The following is a 23101-nucleotide window of genomic DNA, read 5'->3' as shown; positions in this document are numbered from 1 at the left end:
GCGGAGTTTAGTTGCCTACCGCCTTTCCAAAGCCCCAAAAAAAACCCCGAAGACGTGAGTCTTCGGGGCTTTTAATAGTGGAGGCCGAGGTCGGAATCGAACCGGCGTAAGCGGATTTGCAATCCGCGGCATAACCATTTTGCTACTCGGCCTCAAACATCAAGTGCTTAACAAGCATTCAATGCATATAAACTTGTCCGGAAACCAGAGCTAGCTACTGGCGTCCAACCCTTTGAAATCTATAGGGTTTTTCGTATTCCTGAATCAGGAATGGACGCAATTCTGTACTTGTTCGGCGGGCATGTCAAGGAATGCCATGAAAAAAATGCAAGTCAGCTTCAAAGGTGATGGAGTGGGTCGGGAATAACCCGCAATCGACCTGCTGTGCCGATTGCGGGTTTCAGGTTACTTGCCTTCGGGCAACGCGTAGGCGATGACGTAATCGCCGCGATCCTGCGACTGGCGTGCCCCGCCTGCGGTGATTACAACGTATTGCTTGCCGGTTTTGGGCGAGACGAACGTCATGGGGCCACCTTGGCTGCCGACTGGCAAACGCGCTTTCCAGGCTTCTTCTCCATTGGCGGAGTTGAAGGCGCGCAGGTAGTAGTCCTGGGTGCCGGCGATAAATATCAGACCGCCTTGAGTTGAAAGCGTGCCACCCAGGGTCGGCATGCCGATAGGCAACGGCAGGTGCATTTTGATACCCATCGGGCCGGTGTCCTGAACCGTGCCAACCGGCACTTGCCAGACGACTTTCTGGGTCTTCATATCGATGGCGGTCAGGGTGCCGAAAGGCGGCGCCTGACAAGGAATCCCGGCCACCGAAAGGAAGCGGTTCTTGTTCACGGCATACGGCGTGCCTTTGAGGGGCACCGCGCCCATGCCGGTGTTCAGCGCTTCGCCGCCGGAGGAAGCCAATGCATTTTTTTGCTGCGGCACCATCTGATTCCACAGACCCAGGCGCATGTCGTTGACGAAAATGAAGCCGTGGACTGGATCAGTCGAGATGCTGCCCCAGTTCATCCCGCCCAGCGATCCGGGAAAGCTCAAGGAAACGTCGGTGCCTGGCGCGGTGTAAAGCCCGTCGTAGCGCATTTTCTTGAACGAGATCCGGCACAGCAGTTGATCGAAAGGCGTAGCGCCCCACATGTCCGATTCGGTCAGGTGTTGCGCACCAATCTGCGGCATGCCGACTGACAATGGTTGCGTTAGCGAGTATGGCTCGTTCGGGATATCAGAGGCTTTGACCGGGATGTCTTCAACTTGGGTCAACGGCTTGCCGGTGGCACGATCCAGCACGAAGATTTGCCCGGCCTTGGTGCCAATCACAACAGCCGGAACCTTAGTGCCGTCTGCTTTGGTGAAGTCGATCAGACTTGGCTGCATGGGCAGGTCGAAGTCCCACAGGTCATTGTGAACCGTCTGATAGACCCATTTTTCTTCACCCGTCGTCGCGTTAAGCGCCAGTACGGATGCGCCGTACTTGTGGTTCAGTGCAGTGCGCTCCGCACCATAAATATCGGTGGAGGAACTGCCCATCGGCAGAAAGATGGTGTTCATCGCCGGGTCGTAGGACATAGGCGCCCAACTATTCGGCGTGCTGCGCACGTAAGTGCGGTCGGCAGTTGGCGCTTGCTTGTCGTCAGGATTACCCGGATCGAACGCCCAGCGCATTTCGCCGGTGACAACGTCGAATCCACGGATCACGCCACCAGGCATATCCGTCTGAACGTTATCGGCGACTCGGCCGCCAACTACCACGGTCGTCCCGGCCATCAGCGGCGGCGACGAAAGCTGGTAGTAGGAATCCGGGACGTTGCCCAGTCCGGTTTTCAGGTCCACCTGTCCGTTGGTGCCGAAGCCCTGGCAGAACGCGCCCGTGTCCGCATCCACGGCAATCAAGCGTGCGTCGATGGTGTTGGTCAGCAGGCGGCGTTGGCAGTTCGCTCCGTTCGGCACGGCAACAGCCTTGGCCGGCATGCTGCCATCGGCGGGTTGGGCGACTGCTGCGGTGGCGTCGAAATAAGCAAGACCCCGGCAACGCTGCCAGACCGCCGATTTGGCGTTGATCTGGTTTTTCCACAGTTCTTTGCCAGTGTCGGCGTCCAGCGCGATGAGGTTGTTGTGCGGGGTGCAGATAAATACCTTGTCACCCACTTGCAACGGCGTCATTTGATCTTCCGCGCCATTGCCATCACTGACTGCGATATCGCCGGTCTGATAAGTCCAGGCTGGCACCAGTTTCGAGACGTTGTCACGATTGATCTGGTCCAGCGCGGCGAAGCGGCCACCGCCTTCGTCATTGCCGTAATGCGCCCAGTTTTTCTGAGCATTGGCAGGATCGACTTTGGTCAGGCCAGGACCATCGCCATTGGCCGACACCGGATTGTGCGGGACGAACATACCCCAGAATCCGGCAACCATGGCGATTGCCAGCACGCCGCTTAGCACGTAGCCACCGCGACCACTGGCCAGACCGTTAGCCTTGCGTAGCGTCGGGTAGATCAGCGCGACCAGCAGACTCAGCACGCCCAAGGCAAACAAACGCGAAACCAGCGGCCAGAAATTCAGACCGGCATCCACCAGCGCCCAGATAACCGTCAGGACCATTAGCGCCGCAAACAGCCAGGCACCCAGAAGACGTTGTTTGAACAGCAACACAGCGCAAATGATTAAACCGAGACCGGCGAGCAGGAAGTACCAACTGCCACCCAGCTTGGCGAGGTATCCGCCACCTGCCGCGAAGAGCAGACCAAATACCAGCACGCCCAGGGCGACGATCCAGATGGGCCAGCGGCTGAAAGACGCCGGAGATTGTGAGTTAGTCATGTTGCATGATCCTGTTGACGCATGAACGTTTAAGGAGAAGGTCAATAGTTTTGAAGCGAGGCCGCTGAGTGCCCATCTGGCTGAAAAAACCGCTGGAAGACGATTCAAGTATGGGTGGCATCGTTGGAAAGTCACGTCAGGACGACGCGCTGGCGGGACGCGCAAAACTATTAACTAACTGGTTAGTTTTGCAACGATATCAAAAAAATGGGTTCCTGCGACAATTTGCCCTGCTTACTGGACGATAAACACCGTTGCTTCTGGCGTAACAATCGAGCTCAAATTCTCGGCCACGGCGACTACGTGACCGCCCTGCCCTGCAACGCTGGTCAGGGCAACTGAATGAGCAGACAGCGTAACGGTGCAGACCAAAACCTCGAATCGGCACAAATGACCGAACGAGGTTTTGGGAAGTGCGGCTTGCGAATCAGCCCGCCGCAACCACGGTAATTTCCACCAGCAAATCAGGAGCCGCCAGACGCGACTCCACGGTTGCCCGAGCAGGCGCATGACCTTGCGGTGCCCAAGCGTCCCAGACTTCATTCATTCCGGCAAAGTTGGCCTCGATGTCCGACAGCCAGACCTGCGCGCTGAGAATACGGGTTTTATCCAGTCCAGCCTTGGCGAGGAAGTTGTCGATCTTCTCCAGCACCTGCGCGGTCTGGCCTTTGATGTCCAGGGTGCGGTCGGTGGCGGTCTGGCCGCCGAGAAAGGTGAAGCCGTTGCATTGAACGACGCGGCTCATGCGCTGATTGGTTTCGATGCGTGTAATTTCCAGCATGTGAACTCCTCAATGTTGCGGGATGGTTGAAGCGGATTGCAGAGGTATCAGCGGCGTCATTGCCGCTGCTTTGTCAAAACGGTCGATGGCGAAAGCATCGAGAGTGATGTCGGAGTGTTCGCCCATAATTTGTTGGGCCAGACGCCTGCCTGTGCCGGGGCCCATCTGAAAGCCACTGCCGCAGAAGCCGAACGAATAGCTCAGGTTGCTGGCCTTGCGACTGGCGCCAATCACCGGCAAGTCATCGGCCGTGAACGCTTCGACACCCGCCCAGACGCGATTGACGCCCAAGTGTTTGAGATGCGGGAACAGATCGGTGACCGTGCGCGCGCTGGTGCCGAGCCGGGTCATATCGACTTCGCCGTGGCGCGCGGGGAAATCCAGCGCGCCAATCAGCTTGCCGCCGATCACCACCGTGCCGTTGGCGAATTGCTTGAACGACAGCGACCTGCCCGTTGCTCCCAATACCGGCGCGCAGAACGGCGCGACCCGGTGCGTGACCATCAACATCAGGCCTTCCGGATGAACCGGCACCGCTTCGCCCACCTGGGCTGCCAACTCGCCCGCCCAGGCACCGGCGGTGACCACCAGCTGTTCGGCACTGAACACAGCCTTCGCCGTGGTGACTTGCCACTGAGTGCCAGTCTGTTCGATACGCAGCGCCGCACAGTTCTCATGTACCTGAACGCCGAGCTTCTCTGCCGCTAGCCGAAAGGCCGTCACGGTCTTGTAAGGCACTGCATAGCCGTCGTCCTTGACCCAGATGCCGCCGACGACGTGTCGGGCCACGGTAGGAATGATGTCGAACACTTGCTGCTGATCAATCAGCACTTCATGAGTGAAGCCCAAGGCCTGCAACTGCTCGACACGTTGCCTGCATTCCTCCAGCTCAGACGGGTTTTCCGCCAGCTTCAACTGGCCGCTGGGCACGAAGCCGCCATCGTCGCCCAGCACCTGCTTGAGTTCATGCCAAAGATCCCGGGACGAAAGCGCCAAAGGAATTTCAGGCGCGTGGCGGCCTAAAGTGCGTACGCCACCGGCGTTTACTCCGGACGCGTGACGACCGCAATACTCAGCTTCCAGAACCGTCACCTTGACGCCCCGTTGAGCCAGATGAAATGCGGTGCTCAGCCCGTGAATGCCGCCGCCGATGACCAGTACGTCGCCCTGACGACGGCTTGACTCACTCACCGGCCAATTCCCCCAAGGTGATGGGCTTGATCGGCGGGCGAATGCGGTAGTAACCGACTTCGGCTGCCGACACGCCGCGCGCCTTGGCGATGACTTCAGTCACGGTCAGGCCGCACATCCGGCCCTGACACGGCCCCATGCCGCAGCGGCCAAAGGATTTTGCCTGATTCGGCCCAGCGCAGCCCAAGGCAACGAAGCCGCGCAGATCCCCGGCGGTGACCTCTTCACAGCGACAGACCATAACGTCGTCCGCCGGTATCCGATTTTGTTCTTTCGGTTGATAGAGCGCGTCGAGAAACGGCCGGATTCTGAGATTGCTCTCCAGCCTGGCGCGCAGCGGTGCGGCCTGTTGATCACGTTGCGCCGTGCTGATGGTCGCCAGTTGCGCAGCAATCCCGAGCGCCGCCAGTTGCCCTTGTACAGCCGCGGCCTGAGCGCCCCCGATGCCCGCACCGTCTCCGGCGACATAAACCCTCGGTACATCCAACTCGCCCCAAGCGTCGACCACCGGGCTGAAACACAATTGGTCGGTGTCCCATTCATGCCCGGCGCGCAGCGATTGGCTGAACTGAATGTTGGGCACCACGCCTTGATGCAGCAGTACACAACGGCTGGCAATGCGCACGGATTTCCCGCCAGCGGTGAACGTCAGCGCCGTCACGGTCTCCTCGCCCTCAATCGCCAGTTGTTCAGCACCCGTGTAGTGAGCGATGCCCGCCACGCGCAGGCTACGCATCAATTCCAGCCCTTTGCGCAGATACGGCCAGGCGCGCAGAGCAGCAAACAGATGGCGCCGTGCGCGCCAGTAATCCTCCGGTCGGGTGGTATCGACCAATGCCTTGATCGGCACACCGGCGCGCAAGTATTGCCAGCCAAGCAGGTACAACAGCGGTCCGCAGCCCGCCAGCACCACCGGTTCGCTGGGCGCCAGCCCCGAACTTTTCAACAGAATCTGCGCCGCGCCAGCGCTCATCACTCCCGGCAGCGTCCAGCCGGGAATCGGAAACGGCCGTTCCATGGCGCCTGTGGCGAGCAACACGGCCTTGGCGTTCAGCGTGTGCAGGCGGCCGTCGCGCAGGTAACTGACCTGATGATCCCGGGTGACCTGCCACACCGCCGCGCCCTTCTCGTAGCGCACCGTCGATGATGCCAACGCCTGGGCCAGTTGATTGCCGTGCGCGTAATCCGGGCCAAGCATGTCCCTACGTGACAACGGCGCCAGCGTGATGCCGCGATAAATCTGCCCGCCCGGACTGCCCTGCTCGTCCAGCAAGACCACGCCAAGACCCAAATTGGCAAGTGCCACGGCGCCGCTCATGCCGGCCGCGCCCGCACCAATGACCACCACATCAACAGTTTCGGGGTTCATGACTGCACCTCCATGAGGTCGACATTTGTCGCCTGAAAAATCAGGTCCCGGGCGCCTTCCTGTGAGCGAATACGCATGCCTTCAGCCACCTCGATCAGGCAACTTTGCCGATTGGGCACGCCATCGATATCCACCAGGCACTCGAAACACACGCCCATCATGCAATACGGCGCACGCGGTGCTTCGCTGACCGGGGTCGCACGAAAACGATTGACGCCGGACATCAGCAATGCCGCCGCAACACTGGTGCCAGCCGGTACGGTCAAGGTTTGCTCGTTGAAGGTCAGGCTCACTGTGCGCGTCGCCCGGACCTCGCTTGCAACGGGTTGAAACAGCGGATCAGTGCGCATGGGAAAACACCTTGTCAGTTAGAAAACGCTCGCCGCTAAACACCGCCAGCTCCTCGGGTTGCGCACCGCCCATGATCCACGGCGCAATGCGCAACGCGTGAGCCGCCGCCAGCGTCACGCCGCTGTGGCACGTGACCACGAACGCGCCCGGATGCGCGGCAGATTGTTGATAGATGGGAAAACCGTCCGGGCTCATGACCCGCAATGCGCCCCAGGCGCGAATCAGGCGCACGTCGCGCAGCAGCGGAAACGTCGATACACCGCGTCTGGCGATAGCGGCCAGCACCTCAGTGGAGGTGCCGTCATCGAAACCGACCTCCTCCATCGAATCGCCCAGCTGCACCGTGCCTTCGTCGGTCTGGCGCACGTTGATGGTCGGGTAATCGAGAAATGGCCGGACACGTTCGCTGATCAGCACCTGACCGCGATTGGGCGCAACCGGCGCGTGCAGGCCGACTTGCCTCGCCAGACCCGGATTGCCGAGGCCAGCCGCCAAGACGATGCGCGGCGCGATAAAGCGCCGTTGCCCTGCGGTGACACGGAACTCGCCTGGCGCGCAGTCAATGCGGTCGACCTGCACGCCGCCATGCAACCGCGCGCCTTTGGCCTGAGCCGAGGAGTGCAATGCGCGCAACAATTTCAACGGATTGACGTGCCCGTCCTGTGGCGTGTAGCTGGCGCCAATCACCGCCGGACCAATCAATGGCAAACGAGCCTTGAGCTCCGCGGCATCAAGCATCTGATACGGATAATCACCCAACGCATCCTGCAGGGTTTGCAACCGCGACTGCCGCTCCAGCATTTCTTCGTCACTGAAACACATGTGAAATCCGCCCGGCTGCCGCAGTTGCACATCGACGCCGCTGTCTTCCAGCAGCGTTTGTGCCAGGGCCGGCCAGCGCGTCGCCGATGAACGGGTCCAGCGTGAATAGTCCGGCAGGTCGTGGCCTTTACCCTGCACCCAGACCAGACCGAAATTGCCGCGCGATGCGCGAAACGCGTCGTCGCCCTGATCCAGCACCACCGTATCGGCGCCGCTGCGCGCCAGCCCGTAAGCCACCGCCGTCCCCACCAGCCCGCCGCCGATCACAATCACGTCGGACTGCGTGACGCTATTGATGTCCTGACTCATTTGCCCTCTCCAATCAACACCCGATCCAGGCCCACCATGCGATCGAGCACCAGCATCAGCAGCAAGGTGCCAACGATCAGCACCGTGGAAACGGCAGTGATCAGTGGATCAATGGTCTGGGAAATCTGGTTGTACATCGCCACCGGCAAGGTCGTGGTGCCCGGCGTGGCGACGAATACGGTCATGGTCAATTCGTCGAAACTCTGGATGAACGCCAGCATCCAGCCGCCGATTACACCGGTGCGGATGCGTGGCAGTACCACCCGGTAGAATGCGGTCCAGCGACTGGCGCCCAGCGATAACGCCGCCTGTTCGATATCGCGCTCAAGGCCGATGGTCGACGCCAGTGTCAGGCGCAGTGCATACGGCAGGACCACGATCACGTGGGTCAGGGTCAGTGCCCAGAACGATCCACCAATCTGCGCCAGGGAGAAAAAGCGTAGAAACGCGATCCCCAGCACCACCGACGGAATCATCAACGGCGACAACAGAAATCCGGTCAACGCGCCGCGTCCGGGGAATTCGTAACGACTGATTGCCAATGCCGCAGGAATCGCCAGCAACGCCGCAATGGTCGCCGAAGCCAGGCCCAGCTTGATCGACAGCGTGAAGGCGTCGAGCATTTCCTGGTTTTCCAGCAACGCCCGGAACCAACGCAACGACAGACCGTCAGTGGGTAGCGACAAGTAACCCTTGTCGGTAAAGGCCATCGCCATGACCACCAGCAAGGGCGCGACGATGAAGCTGACGAAGCACACGTGATAAAGCTGCGAGAAAAATCCGTTCTTGTGCATGGCGGCCTACTCGAAGACTTGCTTGAAGCGGCGCTCGGCCAGCTTGCTGCAACCCAGAATGATGATCAGATTCGCTACCAGCAAAAGCATCGCGATGGCAGCGCCGAGTGGCCAGTTGAGGGTGCCGAGAAATTCGTCATAGGCCGCCGTCGCGACCACTTTCAGGCGCCGACCGCCGATGATCGCCGGGGTGGCGAAAGCCGATGCGGCCAGGGCGAAGACGATGATCGAACCGGACAGAATGCCGGGCATGATCTGCGGCAGGATGATCCGTCGGAACACCGTCAGCCGAGAGGCACCCAGCGACAATCCCGCCCACTCGACCTGCAGGTCCAGACGCTGCAAGGTCGCCCATACGGCGATCACCATGAACGGCACCAGTACGTGCGTCAGGGCGATAATCACGCCGACCTGGGTAAACAGCATCTTGACGGGCTGATCGGTAATGCCCAGCGCCTGCAAGGCGTCGTTGATCAGGCCGTTGTTGCCCAACAGGATCGCCCATCCCAGTGTGCGCACCACCACCGAGATCAATAACGGGCCGAGCACCACCAGCAGGAACAACGAACGCCAGCGCGGCGCCATGCGCGCAATGATGATGGTTTCCGGCACACCCAGCAGCACACAGAGCACGGTCACCGCCAGCGCCATGCCGCCAGTGCGCAGGAATATCTCGTGAAAGTAGCCGTCGTTGAACACTTCGATGTAGTTGCCCAGGCTGTAGCCCGGAACCACGCCTGCAGTGTCGCTGAACAGATTCAGCGACAGCACGGCCGTGAGCAGCAACGGCGCCAGCAAGAGTGCGATAAACACCAGCAATGCCGGGCCGCTGAGCAGCCACGGGGCAATGCCGACGTGTTCGGCATCATACCTGGCCATGGGCGACCTCCCGATCCAGCAGGCGCAGGTCGTCATCGGACCAGTCCAGGCCGACCTCGTGGCCTTCATCGGGCGGCGGAATGCCGAGGTTGGGTTGCGTCATGTGGACCAACCCAAGATGGCTATCGACCGCAATCAGCCACAGATTGCCCAAAAACACCCTCAGCCGAACACGCCCGGTCAAACGACCATTGCCCACGGCGGTCAGGCGAATTTTCTCCGGGCGAATGTAGACATTGACGTCGTTGCCCAGCGAACGGTCTTCGTGGGGCACATGCAGCAGCGTGTCCCTGACTTGCACTTCACAGCAACGCTCGTTGCGCAATTGCACCGCACCCGCAAAGGCGTTGGTCTTGCCGAGAAACGCGGATGCGAACGGCGAATGAGGACGTTCATAGGCCTCGAACGGCGTGTCGATCTGCACGATACGGCCTTTTTGCATGACCGCGATGCGGTCGCTCATGGTCATGGCTTCGACCTGATCATGGGTCACCAGAATCGTGGTGATGCCCAGGTCGCGCTGAATCGCCCGCAGCTCGATGTGCATCTCTTCGCGCAGTTTTGCGTCAAGGTTGGACATGGGTTCGTCGAGCAACAACAGATTGGGACGGATCGCCAGCGCACGGGCAATCGCCACCCGTTGCCGTTGTCCGCCGGATAACGCTTTGGGGTAACGCTCGCCGAGGCCGCCAAGACGCACCAGATCCAGCGCCTCATTGACCCGTTTGGCGCGTTCGCTTTTCGGCACGCCGCGCATCTCCAGACCAAAGCTGATGTTTTGCGCCACTGTCATGTGCGGAAACAGCGCGTAACTTTGAAAGACGATGCCCAGCCCGCGCTGCTCAGGGCGCACATGAGTGATGTCGCGACCATCCAGCACGATGCGCCCTTCGGTGGGCTGCACGAAACCGGCGATCGATTGCAGTGTGGTGGTCTTGCCGCAGCCGGACGGGCCGAGCAAGGCGATGAATTCGCCGTGCCGGACTTCCAGGTTCAAACCATCAATGGCCCTGAAATTGCCGTAGGTCTTGACGATACCTTCGAGTGTGAGAAATGCCATAGGGCTTGCCACGCAGGCATGAGCCTGCGTCTCCAGAAAGGTTTCGGGAAAGTCGCAACCGCCGTGAAGGCTAGCGCTCGACGGTGCGATTCCAGCGCGTGGTCCACTCGCTGCGCTGCTGATTGATCGTGTCCCAATCGACCTTGATCAACGCGTTGACCTTCTCCGGCCCATACGGCATGCGTGCGGCAATCTCAGGCGCAAGCGTGACGGTCTGGTTGACCGGTGCAAAACCGTTTTCTTTGGCCTGGATCGTCTGCACTTCAGGCGACAAGACGTACTGGATGAACGCCTGGGACAGTTCCGGCTGGGCATTGGGTGTCACGCCGCAAGCAGCGACCTGCAAGGCGATGCCGCCTTCCTTCGGGTAAATAAACTTCAATGGAAAACCGGTGCTCTGCAAGGCCACGGCACGACCGCTGCCATACACGGCCATGACCACATCGCCGTTCTGCATCATGCCGTCCATTTCACCCGGAGCCGAAACCCAGGCCAGCACGTTGGGACCGATCTCGTCCTTGAGCGCCTTGAAGCCAGGATCGATATTTTTCTCGCCTCCACCGCGCAGCCGGGCCATTTCCACCAAGGTGTGCAAACCGTAGGTATTGGTCACCGGTGGCATGCCGAGCAATTGCTTGTAGCGCGGGTCGGTCAGGTTTTCCCAGGAGTCCGGCGGGGTCCAGCCGCGCTTCTTGAACGCATCCTCGTTGTAGCCAATGCCGGTGGCGACCACGCCGATGCCGGTAGCTTCCGGGCTCAGACGTGCCAGGGGATAAAGATCTTTATAAACCGGCGCATCGCTGAGTTTCCCGCACAAGCCCATCTGCAATGCCTGATACATCGGGCCGTCGTCCATCATCGCCACGTTGATCTGCTGCCGACCTTTCTGCGCTTGCAGTTTGGCCAGGGTTTCCGTGGAGTTGCCGGCGACGTAGATGACTTTGACGTTGTGCTGTTTTTCGAAGGCGGGAATGACTTTGGTCTTGTACATCTGCTCCGTAGAGCCGCCGACACCGGCGACGTACAGCGTCGTTTCAGCGAAAGCGGCGTTGCTGCCAAGCCCGATGAGGCCGACGGCGACGGCAATACAAAGACGGTTCAACGAACAAAACGGCTGTGCTGCTGGGGATGAATTAAGACTATTCACAGACTATCTCCGAAGTGCATGGGGCAGATCGAACAATGCGTCAGTTGCTTCGGCCAAGACCGAAGTCATGCATGCAGGCTGCATGCTCCCGGAGATCCATCCCGGGTGGCGCATCTTCATGTGCGCTATGGGGTTGCTGGTTTTGAGTATTGCGACAGCCCATTCATATGGTCAAATACGGATATAAGGGTTAGTTATTCATATTTGATATGGAGGGCCAGCATGAACCTCAGGCAGATAGAAGCGTTCCGCAGTGTGATGCGGTTGGGCTCGATGACGGCGGCGGCGGAGGTTTTGTACACCTCGCAGCCCAATGTCAGCCGGTTGATTTCCCAGCTGGAACTGAGCACCGGGCTGACGCTGTTCAAGCGCGCTGGCGTGCGCTTGATCCCGACTCAGGAAGGCCAGGCATTCTTCCAGGAAGTGGAGCGAGCGTTCGTTGGCCTGGACAGCCTCAAGCTTTCGGCAAAGAACATTCGCAACCTCGGCACCGGCCGTTTGCGGGTCGCGGCCGTGCCGTCGAACGGCTTGAGCGTGATTCCCCGCGTGCTCAAGACTTTCACTGACTCAAGGCCCGAACTCACCGTATCCCTGCACGTCAACTCATCACCGACGGTGGAGCAATGGGTCAAATCGCAATACTGCGACATCGGTATCGTCGTTCATCCCGGCGATGTCAGCAGTCACCAGATCGAGCTGCTGACTGAAATCCCCGCAGTCTGCGTGTTGCCCAGCGCTCATCGCCTGGCGCAGCGGGCCGAAATCACGTTTACCGATCTCGAAGGTGAGGCATTTGTTTCGTTGTGCCATGGCGACGGCACGCGGTCGTTGGTGGACGGTTTATTCGAGCAGGCAGGCGTCGAGCGGATCATGGCGGTAGAGGCGCAATACAGCGCAATCAACTGCGAAATGGTGGCGCTGGGCATGGGAATCACCCTCGCCCATCCACTGGTGGCCAGGGATTACCTACACCGCGATGTGGTGGTCCGACCGTTCAGACCGGACATTCTGTTTCCCACCTACGTTATCTGGCCCATTGCGCAGGCCAGAACCCGACTGGCCGAAGAGTTTGTCGAGACGTTAAAAGCGTTTTACCGGGAGGCGTTCGGGGACGTTAACTAGCGCGCAATCCCTCGCGCTCAAGCCAGGCACAGAACAGCGCGACTGCGTCATCTTCTGATTTGCTAGTCGGAATGTATGCGCAGTAGCTGCGCGACGGCAGACGCGGGTTGGTGAACGGCATGATCAGCCGGCCAGCGGCGAGATCGCCGGATATCAATGCCGTCGGCCCCATCGCGACACCCAGTCCGTCGATAGCCGCCTGCAACGTCAGGAAAAAATGATCGAACACCACAGTGGCACTCGGTTTGAGCGTAGAGACGTGTGCGCTCGCCAACCAATCCGGCCAAAGCCTCGGCAGGCTCGATGTATGCAGCAATGTGTGCTGACGCAGATCGTCGGGCACGCGAAGTGGCAGCCGCTGCAACAGCGCCGGACTGCATACTGGTAGCCGTTCTTCGTAGAGAAAAGGTCGCGTCGCGTAGCCATAAAGCGTGTCCGGACCGCCGCGAATAACCACGTCATAGGGGTCTTTCAGACTCTCAACCAGTTTGTTCGACGTCTCGACTTTGACGTCCACGTTGGGATGCTCGGCGCGGAATTTCTCCAGGCGGGGCACCAGCCAACGCAAGGTGAACGTCGCGGGCGCGTTCACCGACAGCGTTCGGGCGGTTGTCTCGGCGAAGCCAAATGTTAGCGTTGCCTGGGACAGCTGGTCGAACAGCGGCCCAATTTCGCCAAGGTAGGTCTTGGCTGCCGAAGTCAGCACCACGCGGCGATTGTGTCGCTCAAACAACGACGCACCGAGCCACTGCTCAAGCAGCCGCACGCTTTGGCTTACCGCGCCGTGAGTCACATGCAACTCTGCGGCTGCGTCCTTGAAGCTGCCCAGTCGGCCAGCAGCCTCGAAGGCCCGCAATGCATTGAGAGGAGGCAATTTTCGCTTCATTCGAAATAGTTCTACTAACGTGAACGGGCAATTTATCTGGTTTGTCAGCGTACTCCAAGAGAGATATTTTGCTGATTACAGCAATTTCATCCCCCCACGTTATGGAAAAACCCCATGCTCAGTTACACCGGCGGCCTCGTCCTGCTTGCGGCAATTCTCCACGCAGGCTGGAACGCGATGTTGCATGGCAACAGCGACCGATATCTGTCCATGACCTGGATGAGTATCGCTATTGCCCTGGTATCAACGCTGGCGGCGCTGTTCCTGCCCTTCCCGGCTCAAGCCGCATGGCCTTACATCGTCGCCTCGGGCCTGGTGCATATCATCTACAACATGAGCCTGGTGCGCTCTTATCAAAGTAACGATCTGGCGGTGGCCTATCCCATCGCGCGAGGCTCCTCGCCTTTACTCGTCACGTTGGGCGCGGCGCTTTTCGCCCAGGAAGCAATCAGCCCGTTGCATGTTTTGGGCATTGCGCTGATCTCCGGCGGCATCCTCATGCTCGCGCTTCAGGGTCGTCACGTATCACGCTCCAATTTACTGGCCGCGCTGACTACCGGGGTGATGATCGCGCTGTACACAGTGATCGACGGCATCGGCGTGCGGTTATCTGACGGCCAGGCGCTGGCCTACACCGTGTGGATGTTCATGTTCTATTGGCTGATGCCGGTCTTGTTCGTCGCGATGCGAGGGCCCGCCGCGCTATTGAATCCGCTGCGCACAACGCCCATTGCCGTTGGCTCCTCGGTGATTGGCGGGCTGGTGTCACTCGCCGCTTACGGCATTGTCATCTGGGCGTTGCAGTCAGGTGCGATGGGGGCGGTATCAGCGTTACGCGAGACCAGCGTGGTCTTCGCGGCGCTGATTGGGCGGGTGTTTCTGAGCGAGGCCGTGAGCGCCAGGCGATGGGGCGCTTGCGTGGTCGTTGCCGTAGGCGCGGTTCTTCTCGGGCTTTGACCGGCGAGACTTTGATGTCGCCTGAAGTCGCCGCGCCTTTATCCCAGCGCGTCCAGTTCAGCCAGCATGTCAGGCGCGATGACCCGCTCACTCGCGCCGATATTCTCTCGAAGGTGGGCCACCGAGGACGTCCCGGGAATCAACAGAATATTAGGCGCACGTTGCAGCAACCACGCCAGCGCCACGCACAGAGGAGACGCCTGCATTCGCGCTGCCACATCTGAGAGCACGCTCGACTGCAGCGGAGTGAATCCACCCAGCGGGAAGAACGGCACATAAGCAATGTCTTGCAGACTTAGCTCAGCGATGAGCGCTTCGTCTTCCCGGTGCGACAAGTTGTAGTGGTTCTGCACACAGACGATCTCGGCGATCCCCTGCGCCTGCTTGATCTGCGCTGCCGTGACATTGCTGACGCCCAAGTGGCGAATGAGCCCCTGACGCTGCAATTCGGCCAGGGTGGTAAACGCCTCTTCGATAGAGCCTTCGGCCGGCGCTTGCACATTACCCATTGCCCGAAGATTCACTACATCCAGTACCTCCACGCCGAGATTGCGCAGGTTGTCATGCACGGCCTGGGTCAATTCGGCGGGGCTCTGTGCCGGATTCCACGAGCCATCGGCACCGCGCAACGCGCCGACCTTGGTCACGATCACCAGGTTTTCAGGGTAAGGGTGCAATGCTTCGCGGATCAGCTGGTTGGTGATGTGCGGACCGTAGAAATCGGCGGTATCAATGTGATTGACGCCCGCCGCCAGGGCTTCACGCAGTACGGCAATCGCCGCTTTCGGGTCTTTCGGAGGACCAAAAACATGAGGACCGGCCAACTGCATCGCACCGTAGCCCATGCGATTGACCGACCGATCGCCCAACTGGAAGGAACCTGCTTTGGCAACATCGCTCATTTTGTCCACCTCAATCAAAGTTTGTGAGACGCACTATAGGCATTGACCACTTCATTGGTAATGGGGTGCAATCGGCACGGGTTGTACGGCTGAGAGAACAATGGAAAGCAACATTCAAGATTTGCTGGCGTTTGTCGCCGTAGTGAACGCCAAAGGCTTTCGCGAAGGCGCCAGGGCGAGCGGCAAATCGGCCTCCAGTTTGAGCGACGCCGTACGCCACCTTGAAGCCAGGCTTGGCGTACGCTTGCTCAATCGGACCACCCGCAGTGTCGCACCGACCGAGGCTGGCGCCAGACTGATGGAGCGTATCGTGCCCGCATTAGGTGAGGTCGAGTCGGCTCTGGATGTAGTCAACGACTTTCGCGATCGCCCATCGGGCACACTGAAGCTCAACGTCCCTGCCAGCGTCGCGAGGCTGGTCCTGCCATCGATCATTACCCCCTTCCTGCAGACTTATCCCGACATCCGTCTGGAAGTGATGATTGATGAAAGCTTTGTCGACATGCTGGCGGCCGGGTGTGATGCGGGCATTCGTTACGATGAACGCCTTGAGCAGGACATGATTGCGGTCCCCATTGGCCCACGCTTTCAACGTTGCGCAACGGCGGCCTCCCCTGCTTACCTCAACGCCAGCGGTCGACCGCAGCACCCACGCGACCTGCTGAACCACGCCTGCCTGCGAGGCCGATTCCCCAGTGGCGCGACGCCGCTCTGGGAATACGAACGTGAGGGCGAAATCATCAGCGTAGATCCAACCGGGCCGTTGATTGTCAGGGTGGGAGGTGGCGTAGACTTGATCGTTCAAGCGGCGGTTGACGGGCTGGGTATTGTCTACCTGTTCGAGGGCTGGCTTGAGCCTTATCTGGCCAGTGGCGCGCTGGAACCGGTGCTGGAACCCTGGTGGCAAAGCTTTACCGGACCGTTTCTCTATTACCCTGGACGCCGCTATCTACCCTCCCCCTTGCGGGCGTTTATCGACTTTATCAATGCGGACCGATAGCTCCAGACCTCAGGTTGCACTGTCACAGGATCGCCGCAGTAGTGCTCTGCTGATACTCGCGTGGGGTACAGCCGAATTCACGACGGAACACCGTGTGCAGGTATTGCGCCGATTTGAAGCCGCAATTCTGGGCGATATCGGCAATCGCCGAGTTCGTGTTTTCCAGTCCGTCGGCGGCCGCTGCCAGTTTGAAACGCAGAATTTCGTCGTGCACGCTACAGCCTCGCACCTTGCGAAAGTGCGACTCCAGCGATGAACGCGACACGCCGACATAGCCCGCCACCTGCGCGGTCTTGATGCCCTGGCAAGCGTACTGGCGGATGAAAAGCAGCGCCTGCATCACATAGGGATTACCCAGCGGTTGATGCAGGCTTGAGGTCTGCACGTTGATTGCGTCCGGCGGAATCAGAACCTGCGTGCCGGTGGACGGCATGCCATGCAGCATCTGATGCAGTAGGCGCGCAGCGGTTCGGCCCATGGTTTCGGTGCCTTGAATCACTGAGCTCAGCGGCACCCGCGTCAGGCTGCGGGTCAGTGGGTCGTTGTCGATGCCGATCAACGCCACCTGCTCCGGCACCGCTATCCCGGCGGTCAGGCAGGCTTGCAGCAACTGCCGGGCGCGGGCGTCACTGACGGCGATGATGCCGATGGGTTTGGGCAGGCTTTGCAGCCAGGCGATCTGCTGTTCCACCGCGCTGTCCCATAGCGGTGCGCTGGTGCCCATGCCGCGATAGACCTCGACGGGCAAGCCATCGCGCTGCAGCAATCGGCGAAAGGCTGTTTCCCGTTCCTGCGCCCAGCGATTGGCTTGCGCTTCAGGCAGGCTGAAGCAGGCAAAACGCGTCAGGCCCGCCTGGATCAGGTGTTCGTACGCCAACTTCATCAGCGCGTAATTATCGGTGGCGACATAGGGAATGCCTTTCGGATAGGCGCGCTCATCCAGATAAGACCCGCCTACCGCGACGACCGGCAACTTGATCCCGGCCAGCGCCTCGCCGATCAGCGGGTCGTCGAAGTCGGCAATGATCCCGTCGCCCTGCCAGCGCTCGATGCCTTTCAACCGGCAGAGAAAATCCTCCTCAAGGAACAGGTCCCAGGACGCGCGGGTACTGCTCAAGTAGTTGCCGATGCCGCTGATGATGCCGCGATCGTAGATCTTGCTGCCGTTGAACAACAGCGCAATGCGGTGAACGGGAGGTACGGTTTTCATTGTTTTTACCTGGGCCGATCAACACAGACTAGGCGTGCCAACCACGAATCTCAATACGCAAAATCGAACTGCGCGTTGACGATTTTCATAATCTGCCCCCATAGCGCCAGCGTTAGTATCGGGACACCGCCAAGAACAATAAGGAACCAGCCATGCCGTACTTCCCCGCTGTCGACAAGATTCTCTATGAAGGCCCAGCCAGCGACTCGCCCCTTGCCTTCCGCCATTACGACGCCAACAAGTTCGTCCTCGGCAAACCCATGCGCGAGCACCTGCGCATGGCTGCCTGCTACTGGCACACCTTCGTCTGGCCGGGGGCTGACATGTTTGGTGTCGGCGCGTTCAAGCGGCCGTGGCAACACGCCGGGGAACCCATGGAACTGGCCATCGGCAAGGCCGAAGCGGCTTTCGAATTCTTCTCCAAACTGGGCATCGACTACTACAGCTTCCACGACACCGATGTCGCCCCCGAAGGCCACTCGTTGAAAGAGTATCGCAACAACTTTGCGCAGATGATCGACCACCTGGAGCGCCATCAGGACCAAACCGGGATCAAATTGCTGTGGGGGACCGCCAACTGCTTCAGCAACCCGCGCTTTGCCGCCGGTGCAGCCAGCAACCCGGACCCGCAAGTGTTCGCCTGCGCCGCCGCCCAGGTGTGCAGCGCGATGAACGCCACTCAGCGTCTCAAAGGCGCTAACTACGTGCTGTGGGGCGGCCGTGAAGGGTACGAAACCCTACTCAATACCGATCTGAAACGTGAACGCGAACAACTTGGCCGCTTCATGGGCATGGTGGTCGAGCACAAGCACAAAATCGGTTTCAAAGGCGACCTGCTGATCGAACCCAAGCCCCAGGAGCCGACCAAGCATCAGTATGACTACGACAGCGCCACGGTTTTCGGCTTCCTGCAGCAGTTCGGTCTGGAAAACGAAATCAAGGTCAATATCGAGGCCAACCACGCAACCCTGGCCGGGCACAGCTTCCATCACGAGATCGCGACGGCCGTCTCATTGGGGATCTTCGGCAGCATCGACGCCAATCGCGGCGATCCACAGAACGGTTGGGACACCGACCAATTCCCCAACAGCGTCGAGGAGATGACCCTTGCCACTTACGAAATTCTCAAAGCCGGTGGCTTCACCCATGGCGGGTTCAACTTCGATTCCAAGGTCCGGCGCCAGAGCGTAGACGAGGTCGATCTGTTCCATGGCCACGTCGCCGCGATGGATGTCCTCGCCCTGGCACTGGAGCGCGCAGCGTCCATGGTGGAGAACGATCAGCTCCAGCAATTCAAGGATAAGCGCTACGCCGGTTGGCAGCAGCCGTTTGGTCAGGCGGTGCTGGCGGGTGAGTTCAGCCTCGGATCGCTGGCCGAACATGCCTTTGCCAACGAACTGGATCCCCAGGCGGTCAGCGGTCGGCAGGAAATGCTCGAAGGTGTGGTCAACCGGTTTATCTACCCCTGACAGTCGACAAACCCTACAGCCGCTGGCCGTGAGTCCGCAGCCGCAACCACGCGGTTACATTCTCGCGACAAATCTGTGCTCGCGGCGGCCGGCGACTCTCTACAGTTCTACCGGCACCGTGTTCATCGTCAGGAAGTGTCTTCAAACAACAATAAAAGGACGCACCCCAATGAAAAAAGTAAAACTCACGTTACTCGCTGGCGCACTTGCCCTGCTAGCGCTTCCGGTCATGGCCGATCCTGCCCATCCGAAGATCGGCTTTTCCATCGATGACCTGCGTCTGGAACGTTGGTCACGAGACCGCGACTACTTCGTCGCGGCGGCGGAAAAAATGGACGCCAAGGTTTTCGTCCAATCGGCTGATGCCAACGAGCAGAAGCAGATTTCCCAGATCGAAAACCTGATCTCCCGTGGCGTCGATGTAATCGTCATCGTGCCGTTCAACGCCACGGTACTGACCAATGCCGTTGCCGAAGCCAAGAAGGCCGGGATCAAGGTGGTGTCCTACGACCGCCTGATCCTGAATGCCGATATTGACGCCTACATTTCCTTCGACAACGAAAAGGTCGGCGAGATGCAGGCCGCCGGGGTGCTCAAAGCCGCGCCTAAAGGCAACTATTTCCTGCTCGGCGGCGCCCCCACCGACAACAACGCCAAGGTCCTGCGCGAAGGGCAGATGAAAGTGCTGCAACCGGCCATCGACAAGGGAGATATCAAGATCGTCGGCCAACAGTGGGTGAAGGAATGGAACGCCACTGAAGCCTTGAGCATTGTTGAAAATGCCCTGACCCGGAACAACAACAAGATCGACGGCATTGTCGCCTCCAATGACGCCACCGCAGGCGGCGCCATTCAGGCTCTGGCCGCGCAGAAGCTGGCCGGCAAGGTGCCGATCTCAGGCCAGGACGCAGACCTGGCGGCAGTCAAGCGGGTCATCGATGGCACCCAGACCATGACTGTCTACAAACCGCTGAAACTGATCGCCTCGGAAGCCGCCAAACTCTCGGTGCAACTGGCGCGTAACGAGAAGCCCACTTTCAGCTCGCAATACGACAATGGCAGCAAAAAGGTCGACACCATCCTGCTCACCCCAATCCCGTTGACCAAGGACAACATCGACCTGCTGGAAAAGGACGGCTTTTATACCAAGGCACAGATTGCCGGGCAGTGATCTGCGACTCTGGGGTCATGCAACCAGTCAGGTAAAACAACTGTGGAGCGAGCGAGCTCGCTCCCACATAGGTGTCTGCCCTTTTTATGAGCACTTGCCATGTCCGACTACCTGCTGCAAATGAACGGCATCGTCAAAACCTTCGGCGGTGTCAACGCCTTGAATGGCATCGACATCAAGATCAAGCCGGGGGAATGCGTCGGCCTGTGCGGCGAGAATGGCGCCGGCAAATCCACGCTGATGAAGGTCTTGTCGGCGGTCTACCCCTACGGCACCTGGGAGGGTGAAATTCTCTGGGACGGTCAGCCGCTGAAGGCGCAATCCATCAGCGAAACCGAGGCCGCCGGGATCGTCATCATTCACCAGGAACTGACGTTGGTGCCCGACTTGTCAGTGGCTGAAAACATCTTCATGGGCCACGAACTGACGCTGCCCGGCGGGCGCATGAACTACCCGGCGATGATCCACCGGGCCGAAGCCCTGATGCGGGAACTCAAAGTGCCGGACATGAACGTGTCGCTGCCGGTTTCACAGTACGGCGGCGGCTATCAGCAACTGGTGGAGATCGCCAAGGCGCTGAACAAGCAAGCGCGCCTGCTGATCCTCGATGAGCCCTCATCGGCTCTGACCCGTTCAGAAATCGAGGTGCTGCTGGATATCATTCGCGACCTCAAGACCAAGGGTGTTGCGTGCGTCTATATCTCCCATAAACTCGATGAAGTGGCAGCCGTGTGCGACACCATTTCGGTCATTCGCGACGGCAAACACATCGCGACGACCGCCATGGCGGACATGGATATCCCGAAGATCATCACCCAGATGGTCGGACGGGAAATGAGCAATCTCTACCCCACCGAACCCCATGACATCGGCGAAGTTATTTTCGAAGCGCGCCATGTCACCTGCTATGACGTCGACAACCCCAGGCGCAAACGGGTTAACGATATTTCGTTCGTGCTCAAACGCGGGGAAATTCTCGGGATCGCCGGGCTGGTCGGCGCCGGTCGCACGGAACTGGTGTCGGCGCTGTTCGGCGCCTACCCCGGCCGCTACGAAGGTGAAGTCTGGCTGGAAGGCCAGCGGATCGATACGCGCACGCCTCTTAAGTCAATCCGTGCCGGGCTGGGCATGGTCCCCGAAGATCGCAAGCGTCAAGGCATCATTCCGGACCTGGGCGTCGGTCAGAACATCACCTTGGCGGTCCTGAACACCTTCGCAAAAATGACCCGCATCGACGCTGAAGCCGAACTGGGCAGCATCGATAAGGAAATCTCGCGCATGCATCTCAAGACCGCGAGTCCGTTCCTGCCAATCACCAGCCTGTCCGGCGGCAACCAGCAGAAAGCCGTGCTGGCGAAGATGCTCCTGACCAAGCCCCGGGTGCTGATTCTGGATGAGCCCACCCGAGGTGTGGATGTCGGTGCCAAATACGAGATCTACAAGCTGATGGGCGCGCTGGCGGCCGAAGGCGTGTCGATCATCATGGTGTCCTCGGAACTCGCGGAGGTATTGGGGGTTTCCGACCGTGTGCTGGTGATCGGCGAAGGTCAGCTACGCGGCGACTTCATCAACCACGAACTCAGCCAGGAACAGGTACTCGCCGCCGCGCTCAGCAATCCCGATACCTCTAACAATAATAATCGGAAGTCCGCGTAGATGAATCAGGTCAAGCAGTTGTTCAGCCGCTACAAAATGCTCGCGCTGGTGATCGCCGTGGCGGTGATCTGGCTGTTCTTCAGCTGGCAAACCGACGGCGGGTTTCTGACCCCGCGCAACCTCTCCAACTTGCTGCGGCAAATGTCCATCACCGGGATTCTCGCCTGCGGCATGGTGTTGGTGATCATCAGCGGTGAAATCGATCTGTCGGTGGGTTCCTTGCTTGGCCTATTGGGTGGGCTGGCGGCGATTCTCGACGTGGTCTATCACATTCCGCTGCTGGCGAACCTGAGCCTGGTGGCCTTGTGCGGCCTGGTGATTGGTTTGGGTAATGGCTACATGACGGCCTATCTGCGCATCCCGTCGTTCATTGTCGGCCTGGGCGGCATGCTGGCCTTTCGCGGGATTCTCCTGGGGGTTACTGGCGGCACGACCATTGCGCCGGTTTCGCCGGAACTGGTCTATATCGGCCAGGGTTATCTGCCGCACACGGTTGGGGCCGGGCTCGGTGTGTTGCTTTTCGCCTTGACGCTATTCCTGACCTGGAAACAGCGCCGCAATCGTGCCCTGCATGGCCTGGCGGCTCATTCACTGGTCCGTGACGTGTTGCGCGTGGCGTTGATCGGCGCGGTGCTGGCCGGATTCGTCTACACCCTCAACAGTTACGACGGCATTCCGGTTCCAGTCCTGCTGCTGCTGGTTCTGCTCGGCGTGTTCAGCTACGTGACCAGCCAGACGGTGTTCGGACGCCGCGTTTACTCGGTGGGCAGCAACATGGAAGCCACGCGCCTGTCCGGCATCAATGTGCAGGCTGTGAAACTGTGGATCTTCGGCATCATGGGCGTGATGTGTGCCCTCGCTGGCGTGGTCAACACCGCCCGCCTGGCGGCAGGCTCACCCTCAGCCGGCAACATGGGCGAACTCGACGCCATCGCCGCCTGTTTCATCGGCGGCACCTCCATGCGCGGCGGTTCGGGCACCGTTTATGGCGCTTTGCTCGGCGCATTGGTCATCACCAGCCTGGACAACGGCATGTCCATGCTCGACGTGGACAGCTACTGGCAGATGATCGTCAAGGGCAGCATTCTGGTGCTGGCCGTGTGGGTAGATGTGAGCACCCGGACCGGGCGCCGTTGAGCCCGACCGAATTCAGAGGGATGTGCGGGTCAGGTGGCCGACGTTGCGTTGACCACCCT

Annotated in this window: 21 protein-coding genes and 1 tRNA gene; 8 read left to right on the top strand and 14 right to left on the bottom strand. The window is 59.8% G+C overall.

Going from position 1 to position 23101, the window contains the following annotated elements; all coding sequences use genetic code 11:
* Positions 1–78 precede the first annotated feature (78 nt).
* Together CFII64_RS26825 and CFII64_RS26820 are read right to left on the bottom strand one after the other, a co-directional pair.
* Positions 79–152: transfer RNA gene (locus tag CFII64_RS26825), tRNA-Cys, on the bottom strand.
* A 253-nt stretch (positions 153–405) separates the two neighbouring features.
* Positions 406–2829 carry a glucose/quinate/shikimate family membrane-bound PQQ-dependent dehydrogenase gene (locus CFII64_RS26820; RefSeq protein ID WP_020294017.1) on the bottom strand — a complete coding sequence of 808 codons (2424 nt, stop codon included), beginning with the start codon at positions 2827–2829 and terminating at the stop codon, positions 406–408.
* Positions 2830–2897: 68 nt separating this feature from the next.
* On the opposite strand from CFII64_RS26820, the gene CFII64_RS29905 reads away from it, so the two are divergent.
* Positions 2898–3077 carry a hypothetical protein gene (locus CFII64_RS29905; RefSeq protein ID WP_156883279.1) on the top strand — a complete coding sequence of 60 codons (180 nt, stop codon included), beginning with the start codon at positions 2898–2900 and terminating at the stop codon, positions 3075–3077.
* 179 nt (positions 3078–3256) lie between these two features.
* Here CFII64_RS29905 and CFII64_RS26815 read toward each other — a convergent pair whose 3' ends face one another.
* The 9 genes from CFII64_RS26815 to CFII64_RS26775 all read right to left on the bottom strand — a co-directional run bounded on the left by CFII64_RS26815 (position 3257) and on the right by CFII64_RS26775 (position 11487).
* Positions 3257–3607, bottom strand: a complete 351-nt coding sequence (locus CFII64_RS26815; protein WP_371106476.1) for a RidA family protein — start codon at positions 3605–3607, stop codon at positions 3257–3259.
* Positions 3608–3619: 12 nt separating this feature from the next.
* Entirely contained in the window at positions 3620–4801 is a 1182-nt protein-coding gene (locus CFII64_RS26810) for an FAD-binding oxidoreductase (RefSeq protein ID WP_020294014.1), read from the bottom strand.
* Positions 4794–6170, bottom strand: coding sequence for an NAD(P)/FAD-dependent oxidoreductase (locus CFII64_RS26805; RefSeq protein WP_020294013.1), 1377 nt, complete (start codon positions 6168–6170; stop codon positions 4794–4796). Before CFII64_RS26805 ends, CFII64_RS26810 begins: the two co-directional genes overlap by 8 nt.
* Positions 6167–6520 carry a (2Fe-2S)-binding protein gene (locus CFII64_RS26800; protein WP_020294012.1) on the bottom strand — a complete coding sequence of 118 codons (354 nt, stop codon included), beginning with the start codon at positions 6518–6520 and terminating at the stop codon, positions 6167–6169. Before CFII64_RS26800 ends, CFII64_RS26805 begins: the two co-directional genes overlap by 4 nt.
* On the bottom strand, positions 6510–7652 hold the full coding sequence (locus tag CFII64_RS26795) for an FAD-binding oxidoreductase (protein ID WP_020294011.1): 1143 nt from the start codon (positions 7650–7652) through the stop codon (positions 6510–6512). The genes CFII64_RS26800 and CFII64_RS26795 overlap by 11 nt, the downstream gene beginning before the upstream one ends.
* Positions 7649–8446 carry an ABC transporter permease gene (locus tag CFII64_RS26790; protein ID WP_020294010.1) on the bottom strand — a complete coding sequence of 266 codons (798 nt, stop codon included), beginning with the start codon at positions 8444–8446 and terminating at the stop codon, positions 7649–7651. Before CFII64_RS26790 ends, CFII64_RS26795 begins: the two co-directional genes overlap by 4 nt.
* A 6-nt stretch (positions 8447–8452) precedes the next feature.
* On the bottom strand, positions 8453–9325 hold the full coding sequence (locus CFII64_RS26785) for an ABC transporter permease (RefSeq protein WP_020294009.1): 873 nt from the start codon (positions 9323–9325) through the stop codon (positions 8453–8455).
* Positions 9312–10385 (bottom strand): ABC transporter ATP-binding protein, encoded by a 1074-nt coding sequence (locus CFII64_RS26780; protein ID WP_020294008.1) that lies wholly within the window; start codon positions 10383–10385, stop codon positions 9312–9314. Before CFII64_RS26780 ends, CFII64_RS26785 begins: the two co-directional genes overlap by 14 nt.
* Before the next feature lie 70 nt (positions 10386–10455).
* Positions 10456–11487 carry an ABC transporter substrate-binding protein gene (locus CFII64_RS26775; RefSeq protein WP_020294007.1) on the bottom strand — a complete coding sequence of 344 codons (1032 nt, stop codon included), beginning with the start codon at positions 11485–11487 and terminating at the stop codon, positions 10456–10458.
* A gap of 267 nt (positions 11488–11754) precedes the next feature.
* Between CFII64_RS26775 and CFII64_RS26770 the strand changes: the two genes are divergently transcribed.
* Positions 11755–12654 carry a LysR substrate-binding domain-containing protein gene (locus CFII64_RS26770; protein WP_020294005.1) on the top strand — a complete coding sequence of 300 codons (900 nt, stop codon included), beginning with the start codon at positions 11755–11757 and terminating at the stop codon, positions 12652–12654.
* On the opposite strand, the gene gcvA is transcribed toward CFII64_RS26770, so the two are convergent.
* Positions 12647–13528 carry a transcriptional regulator GcvA gene (gcvA, locus tag CFII64_RS26765; RefSeq protein ID WP_256208191.1) on the bottom strand — a complete coding sequence of 294 codons (882 nt, stop codon included), beginning with the start codon at positions 13526–13528 and terminating at the stop codon, positions 12647–12649. The genes CFII64_RS26770 and gcvA overlap by 8 nt on opposite strands.
* A 126-nt stretch (positions 13529–13654) precedes the next feature.
* Between gcvA and CFII64_RS26760 the strand changes: the two genes are divergently transcribed.
* A complete protein-coding gene (locus CFII64_RS26760; RefSeq protein WP_020294003.1) occupies positions 13655–14497 on the top strand; it encodes an EamA family transporter in 843 nt (280 codons plus the stop codon).
* A 38-nt stretch (positions 14498–14535) separates the two neighbouring features.
* Here the strand turns inward: CFII64_RS26760 and CFII64_RS26755 are convergent, their stop codons facing one another.
* A complete protein-coding gene (locus tag CFII64_RS26755) occupies positions 14536–15399 on the bottom strand; it encodes an aldo/keto reductase family oxidoreductase (RefSeq protein ID WP_020294002.1) in 864 nt (287 codons plus the stop codon).
* A gap of 100 nt (positions 15400–15499) precedes the next feature.
* Here CFII64_RS26755 and CFII64_RS26750 point away from each other — a divergent pair, with 100 nt between their 5' ends.
* Positions 15500–16399, top strand: coding sequence for a LysR family transcriptional regulator (locus CFII64_RS26750; protein ID WP_020294001.1), 900 nt, complete (start codon positions 15500–15502; stop codon positions 16397–16399).
* 22 nt (positions 16400–16421) lie between these two features.
* Here the strand turns inward: CFII64_RS26750 and CFII64_RS26745 are convergent, their stop codons facing one another.
* On the bottom strand, positions 16422–17609 hold the full coding sequence (locus CFII64_RS26745; RefSeq protein ID WP_020294000.1) for a XylR family transcriptional regulator: 1188 nt from the start codon (positions 17607–17609) through the stop codon (positions 16422–16424).
* A gap of 152 nt (positions 17610–17761) precedes the next feature.
* Here CFII64_RS26745 and xylA point away from each other — a divergent pair, with 152 nt between their 5' ends.
* From xylA to CFII64_RS26725, 4 genes are all read left to right on the top strand, one after another.
* Positions 17762–19078, top strand: a complete 1317-nt coding sequence (xylA, locus tag CFII64_RS26740; protein WP_020293999.1) for a xylose isomerase — start codon at positions 17762–17764, stop codon at positions 19076–19078.
* Positions 19079–19247: 169 nt separating this feature from the next.
* On the top strand, positions 19248–20249 hold the full coding sequence (gene xylF, locus CFII64_RS26735) for a D-xylose ABC transporter substrate-binding protein (RefSeq protein WP_020293998.1): 1002 nt from the start codon (positions 19248–19250) through the stop codon (positions 20247–20249).
* 99 nt (positions 20250–20348) lie between these two features.
* On the top strand, positions 20349–21905 hold the full coding sequence (gene xylG / locus CFII64_RS26730; protein ID WP_020293997.1) for a D-xylose ABC transporter ATP-binding protein: 1557 nt from the start codon (positions 20349–20351) through the stop codon (positions 21903–21905).
* Positions 21906–23042, top strand: coding sequence for a sugar ABC transporter permease (locus CFII64_RS26725; RefSeq protein WP_020293996.1), 1137 nt, complete (start codon positions 21906–21908; stop codon positions 23040–23042).
* Positions 23043–23101 lie beyond the last annotated feature (59 nt).

This window comes from Pseudomonas sp. CFII64 (assembly GCF_000416235.1).
Classification (GTDB): Bacteria; Pseudomonadota; Gammaproteobacteria; order Pseudomonadales; family Pseudomonadaceae; genus Aquipseudomonas.
The sequence above is the reverse complement of the archived record's forward strand: the minus strand, read 5'-3'. Positions and strand labels throughout refer to the sequence as shown.

Excerpts from the sequence above, each read along its gene's own strand:
- CFII64_RS26795 (WP_020294011.1), bottom strand. The coding sequence starts at position 7,652 with ATGAGTCAGGACATCAATAGCGTCACGCAGTCCGACGTGATTGTGATC.
- CFII64_RS26770 (WP_020294005.1), top strand. The coding sequence starts at position 11,755 with ATGAACCTCAGGCAGATAGAAGCGTTCCGCAGTGTGATGCGGTTGGGC.
- xylA (WP_020293999.1), top strand. The coding sequence starts at position 17,762 with ATGCCGTACTTCCCCGCTGTCGACAAGATTCTCTATGAAGGCCCAGCC.
- CFII64_RS26805 (WP_020294013.1), bottom strand. The coding sequence starts at position 6,170 with ATGAACCCCGAAACTGTTGATGTGGTGGTCATTGGTGCGGGCGCGGCC.
- CFII64_RS26785 (WP_020294009.1), bottom strand. The coding sequence starts at position 9,325 with ATGGCCAGGTATGATGCCGAACACGTCGGCATTGCCCCGTGGCTGCTC.
- CFII64_RS26790 (WP_020294010.1), bottom strand. The coding sequence starts at position 8,446 with ATGCACAAGAACGGATTTTTCTCGCAGCTTTATCACGTGTGCTTCGTC.
- CFII64_RS26745 (WP_020294000.1), bottom strand. The coding sequence starts at position 17,609 with ATGAAAACCGTACCTCCCGTTCACCGCATTGCGCTGTTGTTCAACGGC.
- CFII64_RS26780 (WP_020294008.1), bottom strand. The coding sequence starts at position 10,385 with ATGGCATTTCTCACACTCGAAGGTATCGTCAAGACCTACGGCAATTTC.
- xylF (WP_020293998.1), top strand. The coding sequence starts at position 19,248 with ATGAAAAAAGTAAAACTCACGTTACTCGCTGGCGCACTTGCCCTGCTA.
- CFII64_RS26755 (WP_020294002.1), bottom strand. The coding sequence starts at position 15,399 with ATGAGCGATGTTGCCAAAGCAGGTTCCTTCCAGTTGGGCGATCGGTCG.
- CFII64_RS26750 (WP_020294001.1), top strand. The coding sequence starts at position 15,500 with ATGGAAAGCAACATTCAAGATTTGCTGGCGTTTGTCGCCGTAGTGAAC.
- xylG (WP_020293997.1), top strand. The coding sequence starts at position 20,349 with ATGTCCGACTACCTGCTGCAAATGAACGGCATCGTCAAAACCTTCGGC.
- CFII64_RS26760 (WP_020294003.1), top strand. The coding sequence starts at position 13,655 with ATGCTCAGTTACACCGGCGGCCTCGTCCTGCTTGCGGCAATTCTCCAC.
- CFII64_RS26820 (WP_020294017.1), bottom strand. The coding sequence starts at position 2,829 with ATGACTAACTCACAATCTCCGGCGTCTTTCAGCCGCTGGCCCATCTGG.
- CFII64_RS26725 (WP_020293996.1), top strand. The coding sequence starts at position 21,906 with ATGAATCAGGTCAAGCAGTTGTTCAGCCGCTACAAAATGCTCGCGCTG.
- CFII64_RS26800 (WP_020294012.1), bottom strand. The coding sequence starts at position 6,520 with ATGCGCACTGATCCGCTGTTTCAACCCGTTGCAAGCGAGGTCCGGGCG.